This is a genomic window from Thiococcus pfennigii (assembly GCF_016583835.1).
Classification (GTDB): Bacteria; Pseudomonadota; Gammaproteobacteria; order Chromatiales; family Chromatiaceae; genus Thiococcus; species Thiococcus pfennigii.
In genome coordinates, this window is sequence record NZ_NRRW01000029.1 from 20,611 (window position 1) to 47,380 (window position 26,770).

Genomic DNA, 26,770 nt, shown 5'->3' on the forward strand with positions numbered 1-26,770 from the left:
AAGGGCCATGACGCCCGCTGGGATCTCGCCGAGCGCATTCGCGCCCCTGTGATCGAGAGGACCGACCCATTCAGGTCAGCCACGGGCCGGGGAGCGGTCGGCGTGCGAATCGTCAGCGGGACATCGGGGCGGCTGATCCCAAGGCTCATCGACCAAAAGGACCGACTGGCTTGCCGAGGGGCCGCGCGTCCCTCTGACCCATCCCCACAGGCGCTACAGACCCGGGCGTTCACTGGTCGAGAGGTGGCCCTCGAAGGTCTCGACTTCGCCGCGGCGACGCGGTGTCTCGGCGATGACCCCACGTCTGTCCGGCATCACTCTCCGCCAAGGACCCGTTCGGTGGTGGCGGCGGCATAGGGTTGGCCATGTTCGTCGAGCAGGGTCGTGGCGGTCAACAGGACGCGCAGGATTCGCCCATCGGCGTGGCGCCGCTCCAACCTCTGTGGCTCAACGGATTCGCCGCGCGCCAGGCGGGCCAGCAGGGCGCGGTAGGCGGGCCAGGCGGCGGCCGGGACCAGTGGCTCGATGCCGCTCTCGATGGCCTGGGACTCGCTGTACCCGAACAGGCGTTCGGCGGCCGGGTTCCAGGCCAGGATGCGCCCGTCGAACCCCTGTACCATGATGGCGTCGTTGGCGTCCCGCACCACGGTGGCCAGCCGCCGTTCGAGGGCTAGGGTCTGGCGCAGACGCTCGGTCTCCTTGATGCCGTCGACATCGATGAAGGCGATCACCACGCCATCGATGCGATTGTCGAGCGTCTTGTAGGGACGCAGGCGCACCGAGTACCAGCGGCCGGCATTGTCCTGCAAGTCGAGAACCTGGGGCGCCATATCCTCGATCACGGCCGCCACCCGTGTCTCCAGCTCCGGCACCAGGATATTGGCCTGAATGTTGCTTATAGGACGACCGAGGTCCCCCCCGATCAGGTTGAGCAACTTGCCGGCCTGCGGTGTGAACTGGCGGATCCTCATGTCCTGTCCGAGGATCAGGATCGGCAGGTTGACGCTGGCCAGCAGGTTGTTGAGATCGCTGTTGGCCTCGGCCAGATCCCGGTTGCGGCCCTCCAGCTCGTCGTTGACGGTCGCCAATTCCTCATTCGTCGATTGCAGCTCCTCCTTGGCCGTCTCCAGCTCCTCGTTGGCGCTCTGCAACTCCTCGTTCGCCGACTGGATCTCTTCGTTGGCCGCTTGCCGCGCCTCGTTGGTGCCCTCCAGCTCGGCGATGATCGCCTGAAGCTGCTCGCGGGTCACGGCCAGCTCGCGTTCGAGATCGGCCACGCGCGGTCTGTCATCGCCGGCCCGCGCAGCGGCGTCGGTCGCGGGTTCTGCGTCCGTGATCAGACTGACCTCCTCGAACAACACCATCAGGTGATCGATCTCGTCGCCTGTCCTCATCGGCAGGATGCGCAGGTTGATCTCGGCCCGCACCCCATTGCGTCGATAGCGGACACCAGGACGGTATACCTCCTGCCCGGTGCGCAGCGCCTTGTGGAGACTGGTGCGCAACTCGACGGCGAGGTCCTGGTGCGCGAGCTTGATCAGGTTCAGGGTCGCGGCCCCCGGGGCCGGATCCATGTAGGGGCCGGTCTCGCCGTGGAAGTACAGGATCTCCAGATCGCGCGACACGATGACCCCGGGCGGTGCGTAATGGGCCAGTAGCAGCCGATCGGCGGTCCGTGCCAAATCGGGCTGCTCCCGCCCGGCACGGGCTGTCGACGCCGGGCTGGCGGTGGCGCCGTCGTCGGGTCCTTGGTGGATCGTCGGCATGAAACTGTAATCGACCCGCGGGACATGGGACTTCTTGACATAGATCCGGCGCTGCTTGTCCAGCAACGCGAACAGGTCGGCCTGGGCACCGATCGATTCGGAGGCACCGAGCAGCAGGAAGGCATTTGGCTCCAGCGCGTAATGGAAGATCTGCAACGCCCGTTTCTGCAGGGGGGCACTGAAATAGATCAGGAGATTGCGGCAGGAGATCAGATCCAGTCTGGAGAAGGGCGGATCCTTGATCAGGTTCTGGACCGCGAAAACGCACAGGTCGCGGATCGACTTGGTGACCCGATAACCGCCGGCAGACTTGACGAAGAAGCGTCGCAATCGCTCCGGCGAAACCTGCCCGACGATCGACTCGTCGAACTGCCCGGCCCGGGCCTTGGCGATGGCCTTGCCATCGATATCGGAGGCGAAGATCTGAATGCCGATCTCCGCGGCCCGCTCCCCCAAGAACTCCTGCATCGCGATCGCCAGCGAGTAGGCCTCCTCGCCGGTCGCACAGCCCGGTACCCAGACCCGCACGCGCCGCCCCGCGCGCCGCTCGTCGAACAGGTGCGGAAAGACCTGCTCGCGCAGCGTGTCGAACGACTCGGGCTCGCGAAAGAAGGCGGTGACGGAGATCAGCAGATCCTCGAACAAGCGGTCGATCTCCGCGGGCTGCGTCTGAAGGTAGTGGATATAGTCGGCAAGCCGCTCCAACTTGTGCACGGCCAGCCGGCGCCGGATACGTCGCAGGATCGCGGGCCGCTTGTAAAGGCTGAAGTCGTTGCCGGTCCGCGAGCGCAGCAGCAGGAAGATCTTCGCCAGATCATCCTCCGTCTCGGTCAGACCCTCAGACACCTCCGGCGGCGGGTGCCGCAGATAGGGATGGACGGCGATCCGCGCCAGCTCGTCGGCGATCTCCGCCGGCGGCAACACCAGGTCGACGCACCCGGCGGCGATGGCGCTGCCGGGCATGCCGTAATACTCGGCGCTCTTCGTGTCCTGGGCGAAGGTGAGCCCGCCGGCGGCCTTGATCGCCTTGAGCCCCTGGGTGCCATCCGACGCGGTACCGGAGAGGATGACGCCGATCGCCTGGCGGCCGAGGTCGTCGGCGAGGGTCTTCAGGAAATAGTCCACCGGCAGATGCCGGCCGGAGTCGAGCTCGCGTTCGAGCAGCACGAGGCGCCGGTGATGGACCCCGAGGGTGCGATTGGGTGGGATCACATAGACATGGTCTGGCTCGATGGGCCGACCGTCGCGCGCCTCGATCACCGGCATCGCCGTGGCCTCCGCGAGCAGGGGCGCGAGCAGGCTCTCATGGCTCGGCGCCAGGTGCTGGATCAAGACGTAGGCCAGTCCGGCGTCGACGGGCAACCGCTGGAGCAGGCGCCGGAAGGCATCCAACCCCCCGGCCGAGGCGCCGATACCGACGATCGGGAACGGGGCCGGGTCGATCCCATCGCCGGTTTGGTCGGCACCCGTCGGCGCGTCGCCCGGTCCCGGTCGTCCCGCATCCCTGGTGTCAGCGCCCGCGGGCGGCGGCGCCGAATCCGGCGTGTCGGCGGCCACGAGGGCGGTCCCCGGGCCAGGGTTCGAGTGCGGCGGTCTCTGCTCACGCGCCATGGTCAGATTCCTCGGACGGATGTCCGGTCATCTACCCATCGCACAGGCTCGACTGTCAAGCGCGCTCTTGCGCAGTGATCCCTCAAAGCGCGTCAGCGTACAGAGGAGACTCCCCGTAAGGAGGACGATGACGCCAAGGCTCGGTAATCCAGTGCGATGCGACGCGCGGACGCAAGCCCACGCCGAGCGAAGGCGGGGCCGCCGGGGCGGTATCGCGATGCGTATCGGCAACTGACGTGAGCCGGCACCTCTCGACGATCGCGGCGCCGACGCCGTTGGCGTGCGGCCTTCTCAGTAGAGTCAAGGAGACATACGATGAAAGCAACAAGCGTACGTGCGACATGGGCCATCGGGTCAACCGTCGCCGTGGCGGCGGCCCTGGCGCTGGGCGGGTGTGCCACGACGAACGGCTCGCCCTTCGGGGGTGAGGGTTACGGCACGTCCGGCGCCCAGGCACGGACCGTCAATCAAAACCTGTATGCCGGCTATGGTGTCGTGACTTCTGTCGAACACACGCAGCAGGAACCGGGTGGCATCGGCGTGGGTGCCGTGGCCGGTGCAGTAGCCGGAGGGCTCGCGGGCAGTCAGGTCGGCTCCGGGAGGGGGACTACCGTCGCGACAATCGCCGGCGCGGCGGGCGGCGCCTATCTTGGGCACGAGATCGAAAAGCGGCAGCGGGGATCGTCCGCGGACGTCTACCGAATCACGGTGCGAATGAACGACGGTGGCTATCAGGCCTTGGCGCATTCCAACGCCACCGACTTCCGGGTCGGTGACCGCGTTCGGATCGGCGACGGCATGATGTACAAGTACTGATCCCGCGCCGGTCGGCCATTCCTTCGACGGATGCCCCGCTCACACGGGGCATTTCCTTTTTCGGGCCGGCACCCCGCGGAGCGTAGCGTGGGCTGCGAGGGTTTCCCCGGCTGCGTCAGCCGCGATCCTCGAGGATCACCTCGTAGAGGGTCCAGTCACCACCGGCATTGATCAGCGAAAAGCCATCGAAGGTCTCGTTTGCGGTTCGGTCGACCAGGTCGATGAGGATCGCATCATTGTGTGTGACGCGCATCCGCCCTTCGGCATCACGCGTCCAGACCAACCGATGCGGTCCGCCACCCTCGAGCGAGAGCCTGGCGCTGGCAATGACCGAGATGCCGCTGTCGTTCACGACGATGAGCTGCAGCGGCCGCGACTGGCTGGTGCGGTAGTTGAGGCGGTAACCCTGGTTCAGCTTGTCGCCCCGGTAGGGGCCCAGATCGATGTGACTGTGCGCCTCCGAGGAGCCGGAGACCAGGGTGGTGATCCGGAACTCTGGACCGAACCGGGTCGGCAGGTAGGCCGCCGCTGCCGTCTCCTGCCCCGGAAGGGTGAACCCGAGCTGCTGCTGCAACAGGCTGCCGAGGATCTGCCGGCCCATGGCCTCGGTGCGTTCCGAAGGCGGGACCATTGTCGAATTCAGCCCCCGACCGCGCACCTGGAAGCGGCCGGAGGCGATGCGCCAGGCCGGATTCCGGGTGTAGTCGCCGTCCGAGAAGTCGTCCCGGGCCCTTACACGGTAAGGTCTGGCCTGGATCGCCGGCGGCTCGGCAACGGTCTCTGTCCTGCCGAGGCCGAGCTGTGCCATCGTGCGGGACGTGAGTTCGCCACTCGGCCTGATGTCGTTGTCGGCCTGGAACGCCCGTATCGCGTCACGGCTGCGCGGACCCAAGACGCCATCCGGCGGACCGGCCGGGTAGCCACGCGCGCTCAGTGCCCGCTGTGCCGCCGCCCGTTGCTCGCGGGTCAAGCCGGTGGCAGGGACCGGCTCGGTGCGAACGGCGCGGAGATCGGCCAGCAGGGCCGCACTGGGTTCGCCGGTTACGGCCACGCCCTGTCCCTGCTGATAGTCGCGGATGGCCTGACGGGACTGGGCGTCCATCTGGCCCGTAACGCGGGGAATCTGGTAGCCGCGCAGGCGCAATTCGTCCTGGATACCGGCGATCGTGTCGGCATCGACTGCCGCAGACGCCCCCGGCGCGGTTTGGATGCTTCGGCGCATGTGTTCTAGCAGTGCGGCGCTGGGCTGACCGGATGCCAACAAATTGTGGGCGGACTCGTAACTGCGGATGGCGGCCCGGGTCTCGGCGGTGAGCCGGCCGGATGGGCGCCCGCCTTCGTAGCCGAGGGTGCGGAGCGCATCCTGAATGTCCGCGATCTGCTGTGAAGAGGGTTCGGGTGCGGGACCCGTCGGCCCGGACCTTCCGCTTCCGGCCGTGTCGCGAACATGAGACAGCAGGCTCGCTGTCGGTTGGCCGTCGACCAGCAAGTCGTGGTCCCGCTGGTAGGCCTGGATCGCCGCGCGCGTGCGGGCACCCATGACGCCATCGACGGGTCCGGCGTTGTAGCCCAGGCGATTCAGCTCGCGCTGGATGTCCAGTACGGTGCTGGAACCCTGGGCGACCTGCATACCCGTCACCGCAGGGGGTGTCCCTGTCGTGAACTGGGCGAGTCCCGGGCCTGGGAGTCCGAGGATCAGGGAACCGCTCAGGAGAATCGCGGTAAGGGGAGAATCGGTCTTGCGTACTCGGGCCATGGTGTTGTGGCTCCTTGGGGAACGGTGCGTTCGCGAGGAACCTACCATCGCAGGCGAACGGACATCTGTTCGCGCCCGCACGGAAGCCTGCGTGCCACACCGCGCCGGACTCGATCCTCCCCCGTCGAGATCGGTGGACCCTTGCCAAGATCGCTGGGCGGTGCCCCTGGCGATACGGCGTGCCAGCAAGCAGGCAGACCCTCGCCTTGGCCGGTGTCTCGGTAAGACTACTGAAGGGGCCTTCGGGTCATCCCAATAGGCGCATCCGTCGCTGGCGACTAGCCTCCAAGGAGCAGAGTACGGTTGCCGTGCCGGCACGACCGGCACTGAATCCCGGCGTCCGGACGGGGGCATTCCGAGACAGGAAACCGATATGGATCCTCACCGCGAAGGCGCGCAGGGCCAGGCCAGGGCCAGGGCCAGGGCCGTGGCTGCGGACGTTCCGCAAGACCGCGCAACCCTGCACCGAGCCCTGCGGGACCTGCGGATCCATCAGCTTGAGCTCGAGCAGCAGAACATCGCCCTGCGGGAGACCCAGCGGGCACTGGAGATCTCCCGCGATCGCTATGCCGAGCTCTATGATCGGGCCCCGGTCGGCTATTGTACGCTGGATGCGTTGGGGGTCATCACCGAGATCAACCTGACCGCCGCAACCCTGTTCGGGGTGCCGCGTGAGCGACTCCTGGGCACCTCGCTGGCGCGCCGTCTACCCAACGGCCAGCGCCCTGCCCTGCGGGACCTACTGCGGCGCGTCGCGGCGACCGGCGAGCACCAATGGGCCGAGGTGGCCATGATCCGGCAGCCCGGTGACGAGGCCCTCCATCTGCGCCTGGACTGCGACCTCGCCCGCGCCGACGAGGGCGTTCACTACCAGTGCGCGCTGCTCGATATCACCGAACCGCGGCGTCTGCTCGATCAGCTTCGGGAACGCGAGCGCCAGCTCCAGCGTCTCGCCCATCAGGATCCGTTGACCGGACTGCCGAACCGCTTGGTGTTCGACGACCGGCTGAGCCAAGCGATCCTTCAGAGTCGGCGATCCGGTCGGAAGGTCGCCGTCCTCTTCGTCGATCTGGATCGCTTCAAGGAGATCAACGATACCCATGGCCACGCGGCCGGTGACGAGATTCTGAAACAGGTGAGCGCCCGGCTGACCGGGCACTTGCGTAGCGGGGACACCTTGTCGCGGTTCGGTGGCGACGAGTTCACGCTGCTGATCGCGAACCTGGGCGCCAGTCGCGATGCCGCGATCGTTGCCGAAAAGCTGCTCCACACCCTTGGCCAACCCTACCAGATCGGCGGCCAGACCATCCCCTTGACGATCAGCGTCGGCATCAGTCTCGCCCCGGACGACGGCCACGATGTCGACGAACTGCTGACCAAGGCCGACACCGCGATGTATCTGGCCAAGCGTTCGGGACGCGACGGCTACCGGTTCTATACCACCGGGATGACCGAATCGATCTGCGAGCGGATGGCCATGGAACAGGAACTGCGCCAGGCCGCGCCCAACGGCGAGCTCCGGCTGCACTATCAGCCGCAGTTGGCCTTGGACACGCGGCGTTGGGTCGGGATCGAGGCGCTGGTGCGCTGGCAGCATCCGCGCCTGGGGCTTTTGCCACCGCCGCGATTCCTCCCGCTCGCCGAGGAGACCGGCCTGATCCAGGAGATCGACACCTGGGTCCTGCGCACGGCCTGCGCGCAACGCAAGCGCTGGCAAGGCGACGGGCTGGCCGACGAGATCCGCATGACCGTCAACGTCTCGAACCGGCTGCTGAAGCGCCCCGCGTTCATCGGCGAGCTTGGCACCCTGCTGGGCTCACTGGAACTGGATCCGCGGCAGTTGAGGCTAGAGATCACGGAGACGGCGATCATGGCCCATCCGAGCGAGTCCGCGGTGGTCGTGAGCGAGCTTCGAGACCTGGGTATCGCGATCGCCATCGATGGGTCCCGCGCCAGCTTTTCGTCTCTGGGTTGCCTCCGGGGCCTACCGGTCACCTGGCTGAAGATCGACCGTTCCTTCATCGCCAACCTGCCGGAGAGCGACCGCGACGGGGCCATCGCCAGGGCGATCCTCGCGTTGGGCCAGAGCCTGGGCCTTGACGTCATCGCCCTGGGTGTCGAAACCAAAAGGCAGGAGCGCTTTCTGAATGAACAGGGCTGCACCCTGGGACAAGGCTTTCTCTATTCGGCCCCGATCCCGGCCGAGAAATTGGCCGGGGAACTTGCCGCCCTGGGTGCATAGGGCTTGGGCATGCGTTGTCACGCGCGATCCGAGCCACGAAACGTGCCGGATCAGCGGCGCCGGGTGCCGACTCATCATTAAGAGGTCGCGCGCAACGACAAGATGGCCACACGAGGAGGACCACCATGACGGACACGTCCGTACGGACCACCGCGGAGGCGATGGCCAATGATCCTGGCGCGGGTTTTCAACCGGTCGAGTCCCGGGTGCCGAAGGGCGAGACCCAGGACGACCGGCTGGCCCAGCTTTGCCATGACCTCCAGGTCCACCAGATCGAGCTGGAACAGCAAAACCAGGAGCTGCGGCAACTCCAGACGGTTCTGGAGGCCTCGCGCGAGCGCTACGCCGACCTCTATGATTTCGCGCCCGTCGGCTATCTCGTCCTGGATCACGCCTCCCGGATCCAGACCATCAACCTGACGGGCGCCACCCTGCTCGAGCGCTCGCGCGAGCGGCTCGTGGGTCGCTCGCTCAGTGGCCTGCTGCCCCGCGAGGACCGCCAGCGCCTGCGGGTCCATATCCTAACGACCCTCGCCACGCGGGGCCGCCGGACCGACGAGGTGCACCTGCGCGCCAAGGATGGCCGCGAGCGCATCCTGATGCTGGAGAGCATCCCTGAGGGCGACGACCAGGGCGATCTGGTGCGCACCATCGTAACCGACATCACAGCGCATCGGGACGCCGAGCAGGAACGCCAGCGACTGATCAAGCTGGCGACCCAGGAACGGACCCGCCGGCGACTGATCGGCGGGCTCGAGCGCATCTCGACGCCGGCCGCGACGGGCGCGGCACCTGAGACCCTGCTCGAGCGGACCCTCGAAGAGATCTCCGCGCTGTTCGGCGTCGATGGCGCCTTGCTCCTCTATCCCTGCGATCGAGCGGCAACGGCGCTGGAGGTGCGCGCCGAGACAGGCCACCCCGCGGCACCCGGGGAGGTAGCCACGACCGGCCCTTCCATCGCCTCTACGCCGGCGCTGGCCGCGCTGATGGAGCGGACCCTGCGGGACGGACCGGTGGTGACCCATCCCGGCGATCGGGTCGGCTGGCCGGCCGGCCAGCCCCTCGCGGCCTTTCCGCTGATCGCCGTCGCGGTGCGCCCGACCGTCGCTCCCCCCTGGCTCTTGGGTCTGCATTGGTCCGACACCGCCCGGATCTGGGACGACGAGGAGCAGGCCCTGTTGGCCGCCATCGCCGATCGTCTCGGCCAGATCCTGGACGGGCTCGCGACGCGTCAGGCCCTCGCCGAAAGCGAAGAAAGGTACCGGACCGCCTTCGAGCAAGCCGCCGTCGGGATCGCGCACCTCGACCCGAGCGGCGGTTTTCTGCGGGCCAACCAACGGCTCTGCGCGATCCTCGATTATCCGGAAGCCGAGCTGCGGCAACGGACCTGTCACGGGCTGATCCATGCGCATGATGCCGGGGCCTTGGCGCACCATCTCGATCAGGCCAGGGATCGCCCCGCCGGGGCATCCGATCGGGCCATCGAGGTGCGATTCTTGACCGGTGGGGGCGAGACCCGGTGGTGCCGCCTGACGACCAGCGCATTGCTCCACCAAGTCGGCCGCGCCCCCTATCTGATGGCGATCGTCGAGGACATCCAGGCCAACAAAGATCTGGAGCAGCGGCTCCTCGAGCACCGCAATGCCCTGGCCCGGCTTGGTCGTATCAACTGCGTGAGTGCGCTCGCCGCGGGCATCGCCCATGAGTTGAATCAACCGCTGATGGCGATCGGCGCCTTTGCCGGTGGCGCCTGCGAACGTCTGGACCGCGCACCCGACAACCAGACGGTGGCCCGCGACGCCCTGATCCAGATCATCGGGCTGGCGGAGCGTGCCAGCCGTATCCTGAGACACCTGCGGGGTCTCGCGACCCAGCAACCACAGGAGCTGAGCGCCCTGGACCTGAATCAGGTACTCACCTCGGCCATCGCGATGACCCGGGGGGAGGCACAAGAACAGGGCGTGTCGCTGATCCGTCTCGGCGATCCGGACCCACCCTCGGTCTTGGGCGATCCGATCCAGTTGGAACAGGTGCTGATCAACCTGCTGCTGAACGGTGTCGAAGCGATGGCCGGGACCCCGACCAGGCTCCGCCGGTTGCAGGTCCGGGTCAGCGTCACCGCGGCGGGGCACGTGCAGGTGGAGGTCTCGGATCGTGGCAGCGGACTGCCCACCGAGGGCATCGACCGGCTATTCGATCCCTTCTTCACGACCAAGGACGGCGGGACCGGGCTCGGGCTCTTCATCGGCCAGGCCATCGTCGCCGCCCACGGTGGACGCATGTGGGCGCGACCGCGGCGCGGGGGTGGCGCCGTCATCGGTTTCTCCCTGCCTGTGCACCGGGGGGGGGGGTGGAGCCGATGACCATGGATGAACGTGCCACGGTGTTCATCGTCGATGACGATCCCGATGTCCGGCGCTCGCTGTGCTGGCTATTCGAATCGCTTCAGTTACCGGTGGCGGCCTATGACAGCGCCCAGGCGTTCCTCGGGGACCTCGCGCCGGATCAGGCCGGCTGCCTGGTGCTGGATCTGCGGATGCCCGGGATGGACGGCCTGGCCCTGCTCGATGAGCTGCGCGCGCGTCACGCCTTCCTGCCGGTGATCATGGTCACCGGATACGGCACCGTGCCGACGGCGACCCGCGCGATGCGCAGCGGGGCCGTGGATTTCATCGAAAAACCGGTCAATCACCAGGACTTGCTGGAGCGGGTGCGTCAGGCCCTCGAACGAGATCGGCAAAACCGTGCGTTGTTCGGTCAACCGCAACGGACAGCGGCGTTGCTCGGGACCCTGACCGAGCGGGAACGGCAGGTGCTGGACCTGCTGGTGCAAGGCCTCTCCAACAAACAGATAGCCCGTACACTGAAAATCGTGGTGCGCACGGTCGAGACCCACCGCGCCAACCTGATGCGCAAGCTGGAGGCCAACTCCGTCTCGGCGCTGGTGCGCATGACCCTGCTGTCACGCAGTCGGGGCTATTGACGAACCCCAAGCGGTCTTCCGTATCGCCCCCTACCCACATTTGGGGCGACGCCTTCTCATCATGTGCGTCGGATGCGAAGGAGGCGGCTCGGGACGGTGAGACACCGAAATACGCGAAAGGCGCGAAAGGCGCGAAAGGCGCGAAACTCAGCCCCGCGGATACCCTGTTCACAGGGCAGGGCCTTGGGTAGTGGGCTGTGGTATGCCCTTGACCGACATCAGGCAATGCGACTTTTGTCCCTATGGCCTGCGTTCTTTCATGGGCTTCTCTGGGTCTGGCGTATCGGGAGCCACAGGCAAGAGATTCTCGCCTTCCGTCAAGGGTCTCGACTCCCGTGCCTGCTCTTCGATGACGATCGATTCGCTGTATAGGCCCGCTTCCGCCTTTGTCGACACGACTTCGAGCTCTGGGTGCCGCGGCTCGGCGGGGGTTCGCTTGCCCGGCGCGCCACCCCGCGCGTCCGTCGATTTCTGGTCGAGCAAGGTGACGGGGATGCCTTGCGGGAAGACCACCTCCCGTGCCTCGTCGGGCATCGAGATGCCCTCGTTCTGAAAGGCGCGCTTCACCAGCCGGATGACCGACGAGCGGACCTTCAGCCAGCTGTGCTCGCGGCCGTTTAGCCAGAAGTAGACGCGCAGGTTGACTGTGGCGCTGCCGAGGCTGTCCGCCAAGACCGAGGGCTCAGGATCGTTCAGTACCGCGGGGTGGTCCGCCAGGACCTTGCGAGCAATCTCCTGGGCCTCGGCGATCGCAGCCTCGTAGCCGATGCCGACAACGAAGTCCGCGCGCCGGTTGGCGCTCGTCGTGAAGTTGCTGACGATCGTCTTATAAACGGTGGCGTTTGGGATCTGCGCGAGGTTGCCATCGAGGGTCATCAAGATGGTCGTGCGCATGTTGAGCTGCTGCACATACCCAGTCACGCCGGAGATCTCGACCAGGTCGCCCGTCTCGAACGGCCGCTGGATGCTAAGGAAGATGCTGGACAGGAAGTTCTCGGTGATGTCGCGGAATGCGATACCAAGGATCAGGCCGATCAGACCGGTACCTCCGACCAGCGTCAATGCCAGTTGCGTCAGGCCCGAAACCCTCAGAATCAGATAGACGCCACAGAGGACAACAAAACCTCCCGCCGCACGAGCGATCACATTCTGCAGAAGTTTGGTCGGAATCCTTCGGCGAAGCAAGGCGCGGACCCCTCGTGTCGCCAACAGGGCGACCCCCACGGAGAGTGCCAAGATGAGCAATCCGAAAAGGACGAAAGGCATTGCACGGATGAAGTCGCGCCACAGTGCAGAGATCCCGCTGGATGCCTGGCGAAAATCCCAGGGCGACGGTTCCGAAACATCGAGCCGATTGGCCACGGCGACGACGTCCTGAGTATTGCGCGCGAGATCCCCAGCCCACTTTTTCAGCTCATCGGAGTCCACCTGACCATTGAGAAAGACGACGCCTTCCTCGACCCTGACCTGCGGGTCGGTGAACCAATCGGTGGCGTTCAACACGGTCTGAAGTCGCTGGCGGATCTCTTCGTCTTGCGCGACGGGCGTGACGTCGACCTTGGCGGCGACCGGGGACAGCTCCTCCTTGTTGGGGGTGATCAGTTTCTGCGGCGTGCCTCCGTTGTCGACCGGTTCCTGCGCCACGACCGAGGAGATTACCGCGCAGCACAGGGATCCAAGCACTACCGCCCGCAGGCATGCCCTGACACCGAGACCGCGCCATCGTCGCACTCGAACGCCCTCCATTGGACGCGGTGAAGAGGAGAAGCGCACTGGTGACATCGATCAATGCTCTTTCTTCACTTTGCGCCTCTGCGTCTCTGCGCGAGCTTCTTCTATCAGTCCCTCTGCGCGAGCCTCTTCTTGCCAGGTCGCAACAGCGCGCGACATCATGTCGAGGCCGCACCCCGTCATACCGAGATGCCGGACCCCATCATGGTGAGGGTTACCGCCGCGAAGCGTTGCCGCCGGTTGTTCACTTGTCCTCCAATCGGCCCTTAGGCAGTACACGGAAGATCGGAGGCCACCGCGAGGTCGCGGTTACGGCGCGCATCCGGCGCCACACCGAACACATCGGGCCTCGAGATTGCGCGCCCAACCCAACTTGGTTCTCTATTTCGCGGGCCTTGCCTTAGCCGTCCTTCTTGTCCTTCTTGTCCTTCTTGTCCTTCTTGTCCTTCTTGTCCTTCTTGTCCTTCTTGTCTTTCTTGATCTTTGCCTTGAAATCCCCAGCGCCCGCCTGGACCTTGCCGGCGTCCTGCTGGATCATTCCTTCCGCTGCCAACTCGTCATTTCCGGCGACATCGCCGACGACCGCTTTCACTTTGCCTTTGGCCTCTTCGCGCCGACCTTTGATTTGGTGTTCGTTCATGGGTCTGTCCTATCAATGAACTGAGCCATCGCCCCAGCGCGGAATGTGATTTCCCATCGCTGGGGGAACGATACGCGCGCGACGGATGGCGGTCGGTTCGCCAACGCACGGAGACGGGCCGTTGCTACCGGCACCCTGCGGGGCCGCCCGTGAACCGCAGCGTTCCGCGGATCATGGCGCTAGACGCCGCAGCGTATCGGTACGGATCATTCGGCGATGACATTTGGCAGGAGGCGCTCGAACTCCTTCCTGACGACCTCGTAGCATTCGCATACGCGAGCCTCCAGACCCGATCGATCCAGCACCCGGATGTGGCCCCGGCTATAGTGGATCAAGCCGGCACGTTGCAATGCCCCGGCCGCCTCGGTGACGCCCTCGCGGCGCACCCCCAGCATATTGGCGATCAGTTCCTGGGTCATGTTCAGCTCGTCCGAGGGCAGCCGGTCGAGACTGAGCAGCAGCCAGCGGCAGAGTTGCTGGTCCACCGTATGATGCCGATTACAGACGGCGGTCTGCGCCATCTGCGTCAACATCGCGTGCGTGTAGCGCATCAACAGACGCTGCAGCGGCCCGGATCGGGCGACCTCCCGTTTGAATAGGTGTCCCTTCAGCCGGTAGGCCTGGCCTTCGCTCTGCACCACGGCCCGGTTCGGCATGGTGCCGCCGCCGAGGAACAGGGCAATGCCGATGAGGCCCTCGTTGCCAACCACGGCGATCTCGGCAGACGCGCCGTTTCTCGTAACGTGCAGCAGGGACACGATCGCGTCGGTCGGAAAGTACACATGAGACAAGGATTCGCCTGACTCGTACAGGGCCTGGCCAAGCGCCAAGGGGACCAGTTCGAGCAGTGGGAAGATCTGTCCCTGAGTGGCGTCGGGCAAGACGGCGAGTAGATGGTTCTGCCCTGGTGTCGGGGCGCGCAGTCGCAACCCTGTCCTGCGTGGGTCGGGCACGGCAATCGGGCGGGCACCTGAGCGATGCGGGGCCCCCGGACGGGGGACGCACGCTGGGCGGGCAATCGGGCTGGGCATGATGGACATGGCCGCCTCCAAGATCATCGATTTAGAATTCAGTCAGGCCGATGGGTGCGGTCCGAAAGGGCTCGATTAGGAACCCTTTTCCCGACTTTGATGATTATCTTAGGAAGGCCGTCGAGGATTGGGTATTGTGGCGATCTGGGAGAGAGATCCGTCGAATTACGGAGCTAACAAACCTGCCTCGCCTGCGTCGTCGCACTCGACCACGCAGACTCCACCAACTTCGATGCGGGGACTTTAGGCAACTCCTGCGAGATAAAATGCCATGTCGGGTTAGCCCCTCGGGGCCTAACCCGACGGCCGGTCACGCGGCGCCCGCCAAGGCCGATGCGCGGCTCGATGCGCGCCGTAACCCAACATCGCCCTGGTCTGCTATCTTCCGTGTGTTGCCTACGACGCCGAGCAGGAGCACAGGCCCTTCCGCAGGGAATCGCTCATGGCCGCCTCGGTCGAGATTCGATGATCAGCCGAAGCCGCTGAGCTTCCGGGAGAACTGCTGCAGGGCGATGACGCCGCTCGTCTCGGCTTGCTGGAGCCAGCTCTCCAACTGCTTGACCAGTTGCTCGCGCGAGGCGCTGGAGCGGCCCCATAGGGCGACCAACTCTTGGCGCATCGCGTAGAGGGTGCGCAGCAGCGGGCTGGCCGTGAGCGCCTTCTCGAGGATGACACGCTCCGTCCCGGGCAGATTCTCCGCGCCCCGCTGCAGCCCATTCTGGACCGCTCGCAGCGTCCTCTTCTCGCTCAACCCGAGTGCGGCACCCACGTGCCGCTCGCGGACCTCTTGCCGAGCCGTCGGCTCCAGGCTCCGAGCCAACCGGGCCAGCACGGCGTAGCGGTGCGTGACGATGGCCTGCAAGGTATCGGCGTCGCAGTGCCGCTTGGTCCGGTCGAAGCGCATCTTGGGCGCCATCCGCCGGACCTTGGCGAGCCCAAGTGCCTCCAGGAGGCGGATATACAGCCAGCCAATGTCGACCTCCCACCACGCATTCGATAGCCTGGCCGAGGTGGCATAGGCATGGTGGTTGTTGTGCAGCTCCTCGCCGCCGACCAGGATGCCCCAGGGGACGATGTTCCTGGAGGCGTCGTTGGGCGCGAAGCGGCGGTAGCCCCAATAATGACCGAGGCCGTTGATGACCCCGGCGGCGAAGAATGGGATCCACAACATCTGGACCGCCCAGACCGTGAGCCCGATGGGACCGAACAGCACCAGATCGATCAGCAGCATGAGGGCGACGCCGAAGCGACTGTGCCGCGCATAGAGGTGGCGTTCGAGTGCATCGTTGGGCACGCCGTGCCCATAGTGCTCCAGCGTTTCCGCCACCGCGGCCTCGCGGCGATAGAGATCGACGCCGTCGAACAAGACCTTGTTAATCCCGTAGATCTGCGGGCTGTGCGGGTCTTCGGGGGTCTCGCATTTGGCATGATGCTTACGGTGGATAGAAACCCATTCGCGCGTGATGGTCCCCGTGGTGAGCCACAGCCAGGCGCGGAAGAAATGGCTGGCGATCGGGTGCAGATCCAGGGCATGGTGCGCCTGATGCCGGTGCAGGAAGATGGTGACGGAGGCGATGGTCACATGGGTCAAGCCCAGAGTGACCAAAACATACCCCCACCAAGGCAGTTCGATGAGACCAAGCGGCATGGGTGCGGACTCCAACGTCATGATATAGCCATAGATTGGTCGCCGCGCCGACCGGCGTCAGTGCGGTGCCGCACAAAGCGATATGAAGTCCTTGAAGTCCTTGAAGTCCTTGAAGTCCTAACTGTCCTTCCAGTCCTTTCTGCCAAGGAGCAACCTCATGGCGACCGGCTTCATCCCACCCCATGGCGGCTACAAGAACCTGCTTTCCTATCAAAAGGCCGAGATCGTCTACGACGCCACAGTCCATTTTTGTCAACGATTTGTCGATAAGCGCGACCGTACCCACGACCAGATGGTGCAGGCCGCCCGATCAGGCAAGCAGAACATCATCGAGGGCAGCATGGCATCCGGCACCTCGAAGGAAATGGAGATCAAGCTGACCAATGTCGCCCGCGCCAGCCAGGAGGAGCTGCTGGCCGACTACCGGGACTTCCTGCGCGTGCGCGGGATTGCCGAATGGCCAAGAGAACACCCCTACGCCCTTCGTCTGCGTGCCTTGAACCGCATCCTGGCGCCACGTACGAGACCTTTCGCAAAGGCATCGAGCATCCCGACCCGGCCATCTGCGCCAACGTCATCATCGGGTTGATTCGGGTAACGAGCGTACTCTTGAGTCGGCAGCTTCGGGCGCTCGAGACGGCATTCGTCGAGCAAGGCGGGATGCGCGAGCGGATGACCCGGGCGCGGCTCGGTGAGCGGGCTCGACAGCGCGGGAGGCGCGGTGAGTCTTGATGACCACGAAGACTCCAAGGACCGATCGTCTCAGTGGTCGCTAGGGCGCTTGTCCTCGAAGTCGTTGTTGTCTTTGAGGTCCTTCAGCCCCAAAGACTTCAAAGACAATCGACCCCGCACCCAACCCAGGCGGGTCGCGCGGGCCAGCCGCATCACGGGAGCATCTCCGAGCATGACCAAGAAACCCCACCATGGGTGGCAAGCGATGCGGTCGAGCTTCTGGTTCGTCCCCGCCCTGATGGTGATCGATGCCGTGGTCCTGGCCATCCTCCTGATCACCCTGGATTCGAGCGTCGACCTGCATCTCGAGGGGCGCTGGCCGCTGCTCTTCGGCGCTGGCGCGGCCGGCGCCCGTGGGCTGCTCACGACCGTCGCCAGCTCCATGATCACGGTGGCCGGGCTGGTGTTCTCGATCACCCTCGTGGCGCTGTCGCTGACCTCCGGTCAGTACAGCTCGCGCGTCATTCGCAACTTCATGCGCGACCGCGTCAACCAGTGGGTGCTCGGCGTCTTCCTCGGCATCTTCGCCTACTGCCTGGTGGTCCTGCGGACGATTCGCGAGGGGGACGGAGGGACGTTCGTCCCGACGCTGGCTGTGCTGACCGGACTGATGCTGGCGTTCGTCGGCATCGCGGTGCTGATCCACTTCATTCATCACATTGCAACCAGCATCCAGGCGTCGAGCATCGTTGCCACGGCCGCGCAGGAGACGCTCGCGGCCGTGGATCAGCTGTTTCCCGACGAGCTGGGAGACGATGACGACAGAGGCGCGGACGACACCCTGGCGAACGCGCGCACCAGGCAGCCCTGGCTGGCCCTCCCGGCTAGCAAGACCGGCTACATCGAGACGCTCGACGCCCACGCGCTGCTCGATGTCGCCCGAGGACTGGACACCCTCCTGCGGATGGAGCACGGCATCGGCGATTTCGTCGTTGCGGGCACGCCGCTGGTCTCACTGCTCGACCGGGGTGACCTGGACGAGGCGACCACGGCCAGACTGAACGCGGTCTACGTCATCGGTCGCCAGCGCACGGTGGAGCAGGATGTCGCCTTCGGCATCCGCCAACTCGTCGACATCGCCATGAAGGCCCTGTCGCCTGGCATCAACGACACCACGACCGCGGTGATGTGCATAGACCAGTTGGCGGCGATCCTGACCCGACTGGCGACACGCCGGATTGCCCCTCCATATTGGCTGCATCAGGGGGCGGTGCGCGTGATTGGCCGCGGCCCGAGCTTCGAGGGCCTGTTGGGCGAAGCCTTCGACCAGATCCGACAGCACGCCGGAGGCAATGTCGCCACCCTGCTACGGCTACTTGGAGCACTGCAAACCATCGCCTGTGTGACCCAAAGCCCACGCAGGCGGCGAGCCCTCGGACAAAAGGTCGACGAGATCGCCGAGACGGCCGAACGCAGCATCAGATCCCCACATGACCGCAATCAGTTGGCGCAAAGGTTGGTGCGGGTGCGCGAAGCCCTGGCCGGGGGGCCGCTGCCCTTCGTCCAGATCAAGCAAAACGGAACGCCATGACGAGCACCGCATGCAGATCCAGTTCGATACCGATCGTCCTTCATGACGCCGTTGCCCACCGGACGAGCTGCCCGCCGCCGGACCAAGGTAACGCGCTGTTCTTAAGAGGCATTCTCGCCGACACCCCATCATGGCAGTCGACCTTGGCCGGGCCTATTACGAAGGCCCGGCCGTCCATTGTCGGCCTACCGATCGATGCGGGAAATCTTGGTTCCCTCGATGCTGACGCCGGCCATCAAGCCCTGCTGACTGAAAATAAACGCATAGGCGTCATTCTGCAGCGAGGATGTCGACAGATTCCTTGCGACCCCCTCGTCAGCGACGACCACAGTCGGACCTACGCCAAGCTCCCAACCGCGCGACTTTTCAAGATAGCTGACGGCCTCTTCGGTCATCAGAAACACCGCATATCCATAGGACTGGGCGCCTGCTTGCAGACCCCAGGATCCAGTAACGGAGTTGTAGTAATCGACGACCTTCGAGTCCTTGATCAACACGCCTTCACCATAGCTGCCGCCGAACACCAGACCGGCCTTGACCACGTTCGGAAAGACGAGCACGCCCTTGGCCGTTTGCGACAGGGTCTTGGCAGTGGGCACAGCTTCATACAGCCGCTCCAATGCCTGCATGGAATCCTTATCTAGATCCTCGGCGGTGGCCGCAATCGCCTGACTCATCATGCTCATCGAGACGACTGCCAACACGAGCGCGAAAAGATTACGTGGCATTATATACATTTTGATTCCCCATCCACAAAGGTAGGTTACTTGGATGACTGACAAAATACCCGACCGCATCGCCGTCTCCCACAGCCAACCCTCAGCGCCGCCACTCCTCGAGCCGAGACGACCCTTGGGGAAGATCGCGTGACGACACCCGGATACACCGCCAGAGTAGACGTCCGATGCGGGGACGATCCTAGTCGCATGGTCAAGCGCGGTCTGTGCGGTGTCGTACATTGCCTTTGCTCGCGCAGGACCGACTACGACGACCGGGGCGCTCAGGGCATTTTCATCGTCATCCAGCCTGCCCGGCAGCATTCATTGTCCAGCGGCCTAGGCGCGTACGACTTGGGACAGGGTTGGGCAAGACGCCGCCACCCTGATCAGGTCCCTATTGGGCTGGATCGTCGGCGCCAAGCCGCATTATGATTGGCACGATACTGGTCCCCACCGGAGCGCCCCATGACCGAGGCAACGCGCCAGGAAGAAAGCAGGCTGTTCGTGTCGCAGATGGTCGAGTCCGCCATCCGCATCGGGCTTATTGTCCTATTGGTCGCCTGGTGTCTCGACATCGTCCGTCCCTTCTGGGCTCCCATCGTCTGGGGCATCATCATCGCGGTGGCCGCCTATCCCGGTTACGCCCGACTGTGCGGGATCTTCGGCGGACGCCGGATAGCCGCCGCGGTGGCATTCATCCTGATCGCGCTGATCAGCCTGATCGTCCCTGCGATTCTCCTGAGCGGCACGCTCGTTGAGGGTGCCCGCAACCTGGTGGCGGGCCTGGATACGGGCACCATTGGCGTACCCCCGCCCCCGCCCGGCGTTGGCGAATGGCCGCTCATCGGAGACTGGCTTCAGCCTTTATGGGAGCAGGCATCGAGCAACCTTTCGGCGGCCCTGATCGATCTTGCGCCCCAACTCCAGGCCGCAGGGAAATGGCTCCTGTCGGCGGCCGCGGGGGCCGGTCTCGGCATCCTGCAATTCTTCTTTGCCATCATCATCAGCGGCCTGATCATGATCAATGCGGAATCGGCGCAACACATCGCCTATGCCATCGCTAGACGGTTGGCCGGAGCGCCAGGAAAGGCGTATGCCGAACTCGCAGAGGCCACGGTGCGCAGCGTTACCCGCGGCATCCTGGGGGTGGCCTTGATTCAGTCGACGCTGGCCGGGCTCGGCTTCCTGGCGGTCGGCGTACCCGCGGCCGGCCTCTGGGCGCTGTTGTCGCTGCTCTTGGGCGTGCTGCAATTGGGGGTCTTCCTGGTCGTGGTCCCCATCGTGATTTATGTCTTCTTCAACGCCGACACCCTCACTGCCGTGCTTTTTCTCGTCTGGAGCCTATTTGTCACCAACATCGACAATGTGCTCAGGCCCTTGCTGCTTGGACGCGGCGTCGCCGTACCCATGGCGGTCGTCTTCATCGGCGCCTTTGGTGGCTTCCTGAGCTCCGGCATCATCGGGCTGTTCGTGGGGGCTGTCGTCCTGGTGCTCAGCTACAAGCTGTTCCTCGCCTGGCTCGGCGAAGTAGCATTGCCGGGACGCGAAGAACAAGTTCCCGAGGTACCCAAGATCGGTCTGTAGGCCGATCGGCTGGACCTCACTCGGAGGATACGCACCGGTGAATCCTCGCCCGCCGACCCATGTCGCCACGCCAACGGCCTGGCCGACGGCAAGGAATCCCCTCCGAGCGAGCGCCAGGTGGAGGAAACCAGGCGGTTCACGGATAAGATCGCCAATAGAATCCGATCGGCCTGATCACTCCGCGGTCGTATTGGGCAGGAGCCTATCGAACTCCGTCTTGACGACCTCGTAGCACTCGCACACCCGCGCCTCCAGGCCCGGTCGATCGAGCACTCGGATGTGGCCCCGGCTGTAATGAATCAAGCCGGCCCGCTGCAATCGCCCGGCCGCATCGGTCACGCCTTCGCGACGCACCCCCAGCATATTGGCGATCAACTCCTGGGTCATAGTCAGTTCGTTGGACGGTAGCCGGTCGAGACTGAGCAACAGCCAGCGACAAAGCTGTTGATCCACCGTATGGTGGCGATTGCAGACGGCAGTCTGCGCCATCTGTGTCAGCAGGGCCAGGGTGTAGCGCAACAACAGACGATGCAAGGGCCCGGAGCGGTTGAACTCCTGCTTGAACACCTCGGACTTCATCCGATAGGCCCAGCCCTGACTCTGAACCACGGCGCGGTTCGGCATCGTCTCGCCGCCCAGCAAGATGGCGACGCCAACGAGGCCCTCTTTGCCGACCACGGCGATCTCCGCGGATGCTCCACTCTCCATCACATACAGTAGAGACACGATGGAGGTGGTAGGAAAATAGACGTGCGTCAACGACCCACCCGACTCGTACAGGGCCTCACCAAGCGGCAGAGACACGAGAGTCAAATGCGGCAGCAGTCGCTCGTAGAGGGGCTCGGGGAGCACGGCGAGCAGATGGTTCTGCCTTGGGCCCGCGTGACCCGGTGCGTGGGGAGGGGGACCAAGTATAGGTGTCATGATGAGCCTCCAAGTTCATCTGTCCGCCTCCTCTCAGCCGCATCCCAATAACCATCAAGAGAAGCTTAGATCGCGGCCTCCGCCCGTCAAGGTCACCCCCACGCGCGAGGCCGGCCAAGCCTGCCTCCGGCTGCGCCGGGGTCATGAGGCGTCGGCTGGTCGGATCCCGGCGAGGGACGTCTCCGCCCGCCGACACTGGACGCCCTCAAAGCGCGCAGTTGTGACTCGATTGTCGCACGATATGTTCGATATCGGACAGTCGGAGCCGGGTACGGGCAAGGCCGATCCCCGTCATCCCGAAAGCCGCGCCCGGGATGCCAAGTCTTCTCCCCTCGGCCAGCACCCCTTCGGGTGCGTGCGGCCACACGCCCTTTTAGGGCTCAGTTCCCGCCCTAACCGACCTCTTGGCTGATGACACCGCCAACCCGCGGCCCCACCGATCATGCCGCGCGCGCTGCCGTCCGTCATTCCGTCAGGACGGCGCCGGCGGCACCCCCGACGCGAGCCCCAACCGCGTCCCTACTATGCTCCGCCCGGTTTTGTCGCCGATCGTACCTGGCGCTGCTGACTCTTCTGGGGGCCTTTAGGTGTGATGCCGCACAGAGCGGGGTGAATTTCGCGCTCATAATTTCGACGTCTGCCGGATGCTGGATCTCGCGCAGCTTGCGCGTTACGGCGAGAACCTGGTCTGGCTGACTGATCGGTATTGCTGGGATTCTGCAGCGCCCGGGGTCCAGGAATCGAGGTATCCCTCTGCCAGCACCAGCCGGGACCGGACGCATTGCGTCCTTGACGATCACGTCTTCGACGGGGGGGCCGTGCCAAATTTTCAGGCTGGAGCCTCTACCAACCTGCTCCTGGCGACCCTTTGCCGCGAGGATCACGGGTGCCTATTGACCGGCCTCGAGCAGGTCAGGCTCCACATTGGAGAGGTGCTCCTCGAGCCCGGGGTCTTCATTCGCAGTATCTACTTTCCAGACGACGACCTTCTGATTTCTCTATTGACCCTGAACGGCAGCAATAGCCACAACAGCCGCAAACGGGTCGAGGTCGCGCAGGTTGGCTCGGAGGGGATGGTCGGTCTGCCCTTGGCGTTCGGGAGTCGCCGATCCATCCACCGGGCCGTGGTGCAGACGACGGGGACGGCCATGACGATGGAATGGCCGCACTTCCGTGCCGCCGTCGACGCCTATCCCGCATTGCAACACGCCCTCGGGCGCTATGCCCATGCCTTGATCGCCCAGATCAGCCAGAGCGTCTGTTGCAGTCAGTTCCACCAGGTGGAGGGACGCCTGGCCCAGTGGCTGCTGCTAGCGAGCGCGCGACTCCATTCGAATTCGCTTCACTTTACGCATGATGGGCTGGCAAATCTATTGGGCGTGAGACGGGTTGGGATAACCCAGGCAGCCGGCAATCTTCAACAACGGGGCCTGATCCAATACCGCCATGGCGACATCCAGCTCCTGGATCGGCAAGGCCTCCAGGCATCTGCTTGCGAGTGCCATGAAAAGGTGAAGGATATCCTGGAAGAACTTGGAGGGCGCGGGCGCATGGGTTAAGCCGCGAGCCCGCGCACGGACCCCGCCGGCGCCGGCTGGGCTTGAGAAAGGAAACCCAGCCAGCGGCCTCGCTTACGAGGAAACGGTCCCCGGCCGCGATCATTAAGCCGGCAGCCACGTAGGTTGGGTTAGGCGCGCCATCTCGGGCCTTAAGGTCTTGGCAAAGCGTTGGATGCGCGCCGTAACCCAACGTCGCCGTGGCCTCCTATTTTCCGTGTGCCGCCTAAAGGCTCGAAGCGGCTCGTGTGCCGGACGGCGGGTGACGCGGAGACCCGAGCCGGTCTCCGTTCGCGCATCAGACCAAGCCGGCTTTGACGTTTCCCAGCAGGGTCTTGGCTTCGTGCTTATCTTTCTTGGCATCCCTCTTTTCTTTCAGGGTGAGGCCGGGCTTCTTTTTCGCTTCTTTGTTGCTTTTTCGTTCTTTGGTCATGGGATGGGCACCTCCTAGTGTGAACCCTGCTCTTGGAGTATCGGCCTCGGCGGTCTCCCGCCTAGGCTGAAGTTCCAGAGGCTGAATAGAAAAATCGTTTTTTAATCAAGCTATTAACTGATTTTATCGCGCACGCGCCTGGGTCCAGTTAAGCTTCTGATTCGCCGTTCCGACTATAAACTCTACTTGGTCAAAATTCGAGCGATTCATGGGTACAGTACCCAGAGGAATGCAGCGAAGACGACACCTCCGCATTGATCTACAAGGCAATTTACAGAGATAGGCTCTGGAACTTCAGCCTAGGTCTAACCACCACCGGGCGCGATGGCCCGGTCGGTGGGCGGCGCGGTGGGCTACTTGCCCGTGGGCGCCGCATCCTTGTTGGAGCTGAAATCGAAGAGCGCGTAGGCCGGGCAGAACCGGAAATAGGCGGTGCCAAGCAGCACTGCGCCAATCAGCCCGATCACCCAGCTACTGCCGAAGAAGACGCTGGCGATCAGTAGAACGCCTAGAGCCGCTCGGATCAGGCGATCGATGTTGCCGACGTTGTGCTTAGTGAAATCGAAATTCATGATCATTGCTCCAGTGGTTTAGGATGTTTCTTGGCCTCCGTGGCGCTTCACATCTCGTCCTTGACGTCCCTAGCCGTATCGCTCACGGCTCGACCGCCGCTTTGGATATCCTGACCGGCGCCCTCGATGGTATTACAGGCGCTCAACCCACCGAGCGCGATCACTAGAATCAGTGCTATGACAGTGTTCATCACCTTCTCCAGTCGTGTGTCTATGCCATCCGATGTCCTTGTGCCACAGCCTATCCGCCCGGTGATCATCGGCTCCCGAGCCACCGCCGCCAAGCCTATTGGCGAGACTGGCGCCGGTCTCGCTCATCGCGGAGTAGGACGCTTGCAGTGGCATCGAGTGGGGCCGAGGGTGAGCGCTTAGGCAAGGCCCGCGAAATAACGTGCCACGTCGGTTGGGTTAGGCGCGCCATCTCGGGCCTTAAGGTCTTCGTACAGCGTTGGATGCGCGCCGTAACCCAACGTCGCCGTGGTCTCCTATTTTCCGTGTCTTGCCTTGTCGCCTCTGTCTACCGACGATTGCACCCGGTGATGCGAACTCTATGCCGAACGGGCCGTGCCGTCAGTGCGCTAGCGAACTTAAGGAGCGTTCTCATGATGAACGGGGTTTCGGCAAGCCCACGGAGCAAGGGTGGCCGCGGCGACGTCCGGTCACGGCGCGCATCGAGCACCATACCTGACACATCAGGTCCCGAGCTTGCACAACTCACCCGATCTCTTATGTTCTCTCGTGGGAAATCCTGACTGCAATGAGGGCGCGACCGCACAATAATGTACATCAGGAAGCGCCATATCACGCAGACAACCCAATCCGTTCAAGCTGGAGCTCAAATCCGTACAGAAGGAGCCGTCCGCTGCGTCAACGGGCTGGAAGAATGACGGGGGCATGACCGCGAAAAAGAGTGCTCGCGCAGAGACGCAAAGGCGCGGAGCATGAAGGAGAGAAGAAAAGCGCACTGGTGACATCGACCAATGCGCTTTCTTCACTTTGCGCCTCTGCGTCTCTGCGCGAGCCTCTTCTTGCCTGGTCGGTCGCAACAGCATGGGACATCATAGGGCGCCAATTGGGGGCTAGTCGTTCAGGGGGCCAAGTAAATAGTTACGACTCTCTAGGGAACGATTCACCAATAGGCGTTACAACTCGGCCCCCGGTCGGGTTACGCTGCGCTAACCCGACAAATGCACCCGTTTCTTTTGAACCGATACCAGGTGACCCCTGGGCTGAGCCAACAAGGCCCGCCACTCCACGCGGTCAATGAGGGCAACCTCATGCGCGGAGCCCTGATCCCGGGACCAGAATCGCCGGGTCGCAGGATCGACATCGAGCCTAGTCCTCGGACGCAGATTGGTCTGGGGTTGGTCGTTGTTGCCGGTTGCAGGACCCATCTCATCGATGAGGGCCGCAAGCCGATCCAGCAAGCCCAGCGCCTCCTGTCGTAGGGCCTGATGCGCTTGACGCATTTCGGCCACGGCTGGCTGCAAGATCACCGCCAGGCTTGACTCACGACCGACGGCTACGTCGAGAAGGGCCAATCCGATCCGGCTGCTTTGAAATTCCTGCCAGACGCCCGAAAGGATCGACAGTTGCTCCACCCAGTCGATTTCGGACTGCGAATACGCCGCCGCCCGGCCGCGGTATCGAGCAAATCGTGCGTGAACCTGGGTCATGGCCTGGCCTCCTCGGTCCGCTGAAGGGCGAGTACAGATGGTCCGCGTACGTCCTGCCGAGTTCTAACCTAAAAAAACAGCCGAACCGCGAAGACCGCAAAAAATTCAATCCGTTGCTAGCGAAACACTGATCGCCGAAAGATTGCAAAAAACCACTCAATGAGTCGTTGCTTTATTAGCTTCCTCTGCACCTATGCACGTCCAATTGCAATCTTCGCGTCTAAGATAGTTGAACCGGTCGTCCGGACCAAGACGCGAACCGACGATAAAGCTCTTCGACCTTCCTATCTAGATCGGCCTCAGCGCGGCGCATCACCGATTGTATAGTGGGATGCCCAATAGAAGGACTGCTCGGTCGCCCCGTTCGCCGGCACTGTGACCTGCCGGGTCTGGACCTGCCCGGCCGCGTCGACTGTCAGGTTATAGCGCCCCGGCGCAAGGCGAGCGTAGAAAAAAGGACCCTGGGATACGGCCGCGAGTCGTGTCCGACCGGAGACCTCCTCGACCCGCACCTGAATGTTGGACAGATACTCCCCGGAGCCCTGCACGGCGAAGAGGAGCCGAAGGTTATATTGGGACTTGACCTGCGCGAGTTCTTCGCGTTCGGAGACGCCGATCCCTCCGCTCATGTAGGGAACGCCCTCCTCTGTCGACCTGGTTTCGAGGATCGCGCCCTGCGGTGGTGCGTCGCTTTTACCAGGCGCCGCCGACGGAGCCTCCGGTAGAAAGGTCCCCTCGGGAAGAACCGACCCCGCGGGCGCGATCGCCCACTCCGTCGGGGTCTGGCCTTCCACCATGCCCCCCGTTCCCCGCCCCAAG

At 64.2% G+C, this 26,770-nt stretch carries 22 protein-coding genes; 9 read left to right on the top strand and 13 right to left on the bottom strand.

What is annotated here, in order from left to right:
• Window positions 1–314: 314 nt before the first annotated feature.
• Window positions 315–3,377, bottom strand: a complete 3,063-nt coding sequence (locus CKO41_RS10900) for a chemotaxis protein CheB (RefSeq protein ID WP_200382243.1) — start codon at window positions 3,375–3,377, stop codon at window positions 315–317.
• Between the two features lie 315 nt (window positions 3,378–3,692).
• On the opposite strand from CKO41_RS10900, the gene CKO41_RS10905 reads away from it, so the two are divergent.
• Window positions 3,693–4,193, top strand: a complete 501-nt coding sequence (locus CKO41_RS10905; RefSeq protein ID WP_200382244.1) for a glycine zipper 2TM domain-containing protein — start codon at window positions 3,693–3,695, stop codon at window positions 4,191–4,193.
• Window positions 4,194–4,308: 115 nt separating this feature from the next.
• On the opposite strand, the gene CKO41_RS10910 is transcribed toward CKO41_RS10905, so the two are convergent.
• Entirely contained in the window at window positions 4,309–5,823 is a 1,515-nt protein-coding gene (locus CKO41_RS10910) for a peptidoglycan-binding domain-containing protein (protein WP_200382246.1), read from the bottom strand.
• Window positions 5,824–6,376: 553 nt separating this feature from the next.
• Here CKO41_RS10910 and CKO41_RS10915 point away from each other — a divergent pair.
• The 3 genes from CKO41_RS10915 (at window position 6,377) to CKO41_RS10925 (ending at window position 11,174) form a co-directional block, all read left to right on the top strand.
• Complete coding sequence (locus tag CKO41_RS10915) at window positions 6,377–8,191, top strand: EAL domain-containing protein (RefSeq protein ID WP_200382248.1); 1,815 nt, start codon at window positions 6,377–6,379, stop codon at window positions 8,189–8,191.
• A gap of 125 nt (window positions 8,192–8,316) precedes the next feature.
• Window positions 8,317–10,554, top strand: a complete 2,238-nt coding sequence (locus CKO41_RS10920; protein WP_200382250.1) for a PAS domain S-box protein — start codon at window positions 8,317–8,319, stop codon at window positions 10,552–10,554.
• Window positions 10,555–10,556: 2 nt separating this feature from the next.
• A complete protein-coding gene (locus tag CKO41_RS10925) occupies window positions 10,557–11,174 on the top strand; it encodes a response regulator transcription factor (RefSeq protein ID WP_200382251.1) in 618 nt (205 codons plus the stop codon).
• 240 nt (window positions 11,175–11,414) lie between these two features.
• On the opposite strand, the gene CKO41_RS10930 is transcribed toward CKO41_RS10925, so the two are convergent.
• From CKO41_RS10930 to CKO41_RS10945, 4 genes are all read right to left on the bottom strand, one after another.
• The gene (locus CKO41_RS10930) at window positions 11,415–12,818 is read right to left on the bottom strand and encodes a mechanosensitive ion channel domain-containing protein (protein WP_338115568.1); all 1,404 of its coding nucleotides are present in this window, start codon (window positions 12,816–12,818) and stop codon (window positions 11,415–11,417) included.
• A 487-nt stretch (window positions 12,819–13,305) separates the two neighbouring features.
• On the bottom strand, window positions 13,306–13,545 hold the full coding sequence (locus tag CKO41_RS10935) for a CsbD family protein (RefSeq protein ID WP_200382252.1): 240 nt from the start codon (window positions 13,543–13,545) through the stop codon (window positions 13,306–13,308).
• A 206-nt stretch (window positions 13,546–13,751) separates the two neighbouring features.
• Window positions 13,752–14,585: a Crp/Fnr family transcriptional regulator gene (locus CKO41_RS10940; protein WP_200382253.1), complete on the bottom strand. Its 834-nt coding sequence runs from the start codon at window positions 14,583–14,585 to the stop codon at window positions 13,752–13,754.
• A gap of 460 nt (window positions 14,586–15,045) precedes the next feature.
• Complete coding sequence (locus CKO41_RS10945) at window positions 15,046–16,224, bottom strand: DesA family fatty acid desaturase (RefSeq protein ID WP_200382254.1); 1,179 nt, start codon at window positions 16,222–16,224, stop codon at window positions 15,046–15,048.
• Between the two features lie 157 nt (window positions 16,225–16,381).
• Between CKO41_RS10945 and CKO41_RS10950 the strand changes: the two genes are divergently transcribed.
• The 3 genes from CKO41_RS10950 to CKO41_RS10960 all read left to right on the top strand — a co-directional run bounded on the left by CKO41_RS10950 (window position 16,382) and on the right by CKO41_RS10960 (window position 18,487).
• Window positions 16,382–16,813, top strand: a complete 432-nt coding sequence (locus CKO41_RS10950; RefSeq protein ID WP_200382255.1) for a four helix bundle protein — start codon at window positions 16,382–16,384, stop codon at window positions 16,811–16,813.
• 20 nt (window positions 16,814–16,833) lie between these two features.
• On the top strand, window positions 16,834–16,956 hold the full coding sequence (locus CKO41_RS19130) for a four helix bundle suffix domain-containing protein (RefSeq protein WP_420826473.1): 123 nt from the start codon (window positions 16,834–16,836) through the stop codon (window positions 16,954–16,956).
• A gap of 172 nt (window positions 16,957–17,128) precedes the next feature.
• Window positions 17,129–18,487, top strand: coding sequence for a DUF2254 domain-containing protein (locus CKO41_RS10960; RefSeq protein ID WP_200382257.1), 1,359 nt, complete (start codon window positions 17,129–17,131; stop codon window positions 18,485–18,487).
• A gap of 185 nt (window positions 18,488–18,672) precedes the next feature.
• Here CKO41_RS10960 and CKO41_RS18675 read toward each other — a convergent pair whose 3' ends face one another.
• Window positions 18,673–19,527 carry a lipid-binding SYLF domain-containing protein gene (locus CKO41_RS18675; protein WP_242464265.1) on the bottom strand — a complete coding sequence of 285 codons (855 nt, stop codon included), beginning with the start codon at window positions 19,525–19,527 and terminating at the stop codon, window positions 18,673–18,675.
• Window positions 19,528–19,671: 144 nt separating this feature from the next.
• On the opposite strand from CKO41_RS18675, the gene CKO41_RS10970 reads away from it, so the two are divergent.
• Window positions 19,672–20,790, top strand: a complete 1,119-nt coding sequence (locus tag CKO41_RS10970) for an AI-2E family transporter (RefSeq protein WP_200382259.1) — start codon at window positions 19,672–19,674, stop codon at window positions 20,788–20,790.
• 174 nt (window positions 20,791–20,964) lie between these two features.
• Here the strand turns inward: CKO41_RS10970 and CKO41_RS10975 are convergent, their stop codons facing one another.
• Window positions 20,965–21,714 carry a Crp/Fnr family transcriptional regulator gene (locus CKO41_RS10975; RefSeq protein WP_200382261.1) on the bottom strand — a complete coding sequence of 250 codons (750 nt, stop codon included), beginning with the start codon at window positions 21,712–21,714 and terminating at the stop codon, window positions 20,965–20,967.
• Window positions 21,715–22,358: 644 nt separating this feature from the next.
• Here CKO41_RS10975 and CKO41_RS10980 point away from each other — a divergent pair.
• Entirely contained in the window at window positions 22,359–23,273 is a 915-nt protein-coding gene (locus CKO41_RS10980; RefSeq protein WP_200382262.1) for a Crp/Fnr family transcriptional regulator, read from the top strand.
• A gap of 295 nt (window positions 23,274–23,568) precedes the next feature.
• Here CKO41_RS10980 and CKO41_RS18930 read toward each other — a convergent pair whose 3' ends face one another.
• The 5 genes from CKO41_RS18930 to CKO41_RS11000 all read right to left on the bottom strand — a co-directional run bounded on the left by CKO41_RS18930 (window position 23,569) and on the right by CKO41_RS11000 (window position 26,580).
• Window positions 23,569–23,703 carry a hypothetical protein gene (locus CKO41_RS18930; protein ID WP_276568938.1) on the bottom strand — a complete coding sequence of 45 codons (135 nt, stop codon included), beginning with the start codon at window positions 23,701–23,703 and terminating at the stop codon, window positions 23,569–23,571.
• Window positions 23,704–24,056: 353 nt separating this feature from the next.
• Window positions 24,057–24,275, bottom strand: a complete 219-nt coding sequence (locus CKO41_RS10985) for a YgaP family membrane protein (protein WP_200382263.1) — start codon at window positions 24,273–24,275, stop codon at window positions 24,057–24,059.
• 47 nt (window positions 24,276–24,322) lie between these two features.
• Window positions 24,323–24,466 carry an entericidin A/B family lipoprotein gene (locus CKO41_RS10990; RefSeq protein WP_200382264.1) on the bottom strand — a complete coding sequence of 48 codons (144 nt, stop codon included), beginning with the start codon at window positions 24,464–24,466 and terminating at the stop codon, window positions 24,323–24,325.
• A 984-nt stretch (window positions 24,467–25,450) separates the two neighbouring features.
• The gene (locus CKO41_RS10995; protein WP_200382265.1) at window positions 25,451–25,951 is read right to left on the bottom strand and encodes a hypothetical protein; all 501 of its coding nucleotides are present in this window, start codon (window positions 25,949–25,951) and stop codon (window positions 25,451–25,453) included.
• A gap of 299 nt (window positions 25,952–26,250) precedes the next feature.
• A complete protein-coding gene (locus CKO41_RS11000; RefSeq protein ID WP_200382266.1) occupies window positions 26,251–26,580 on the bottom strand; it encodes a peptidase associated/transthyretin-like domain-containing protein in 330 nt (109 codons plus the stop codon).
• Window positions 26,581–26,770 lie beyond the last annotated feature (190 nt).

Excerpts from the sequence above, each read along its gene's own strand:
- CKO41_RS10960 (WP_200382257.1), top strand. The coding sequence starts at position 17,129 with ATGACCAAGAAACCCCACCATGGGTGGCAAGCGATGCGGTCGAGCTTC.
- CKO41_RS10950 (WP_200382255.1), top strand. The coding sequence starts at position 16,382 with ATGGCGACCGGCTTCATCCCACCCCATGGCGGCTACAAGAACCTGCTT.
- CKO41_RS10900 (WP_200382243.1), bottom strand. The coding sequence starts at position 3,377 with ATGGCGCGTGAGCAGAGACCGCCGCACTCGAACCCTGGCCCGGGGACC.
- CKO41_RS10945 (WP_200382254.1), bottom strand. The coding sequence starts at position 16,224 with ATGCCGCTTGGTCTCATCGAACTGCCTTGGTGGGGGTATGTTTTGGTC.
- CKO41_RS10980 (WP_200382262.1), top strand. The coding sequence starts at position 22,359 with ATGCTGGATCTCGCGCAGCTTGCGCGTTACGGCGAGAACCTGGTCTGG.
- CKO41_RS10970 (WP_200382259.1), top strand. The coding sequence starts at position 19,672 with ATGACCGAGGCAACGCGCCAGGAAGAAAGCAGGCTGTTCGTGTCGCAG.
- CKO41_RS10905 (WP_200382244.1), top strand. The coding sequence starts at position 3,693 with ATGAAAGCAACAAGCGTACGTGCGACATGGGCCATCGGGTCAACCGTC.
- CKO41_RS10990 (WP_200382264.1), bottom strand. The coding sequence starts at position 24,466 with ATGAACACTGTCATAGCACTGATTCTAGTGATCGCGCTCGGTGGGTTG.
- CKO41_RS18675 (WP_242464265.1), bottom strand. The coding sequence starts at position 19,527 with ATGCTGCCGGGCAGGCTGGATGACGATGAAAATGCCCTGAGCGCCCCG.
- CKO41_RS10910 (WP_200382246.1), bottom strand. The coding sequence starts at position 5,823 with ATGCAGGTCGCCCAGGGTTCCAGCACCGTACTGGACATCCAGCGCGAG.
- CKO41_RS10920 (WP_200382250.1), top strand. The coding sequence starts at position 8,317 with ATGACGGACACGTCCGTACGGACCACCGCGGAGGCGATGGCCAATGAT.
- CKO41_RS10940 (WP_200382253.1), bottom strand. The coding sequence starts at position 14,585 with ATGTCCATCATGCCCAGCCCGATTGCCCGCCCAGCGTGCGTCCCCCGT.
- CKO41_RS18930 (WP_276568938.1), bottom strand. The coding sequence starts at position 23,703 with ATGACCAAAGAACGAAAAAGCAACAAAGAAGCGAAAAAGAAGCCCGGC.
- CKO41_RS10995 (WP_200382265.1), bottom strand. The coding sequence starts at position 25,951 with ATGACCCAGGTTCACGCACGATTTGCTCGATACCGCGGCCGGGCGGCG.
- CKO41_RS10925 (WP_200382251.1), top strand. The coding sequence starts at position 10,557 with ATGGATGAACGTGCCACGGTGTTCATCGTCGATGACGATCCCGATGTC.
- CKO41_RS10975 (WP_200382261.1), bottom strand. The coding sequence starts at position 21,714 with ATGACACCTATACTTGGTCCCCCTCCCCACGCACCGGGTCACGCGGGC.
- CKO41_RS10935 (WP_200382252.1), bottom strand. The coding sequence starts at position 13,545 with ATGAACGAACACCAAATCAAAGGTCGGCGCGAAGAGGCCAAAGGCAAA.
- CKO41_RS10985 (WP_200382263.1), bottom strand. The coding sequence starts at position 24,275 with ATGAATTTCGATTTCACTAAGCACAACGTCGGCAACATCGATCGCCTG.
- CKO41_RS11000 (WP_200382266.1), bottom strand. The coding sequence starts at position 26,580 with ATGAGCGGAGGGATCGGCGTCTCCGAACGCGAAGAACTCGCGCAGGTC.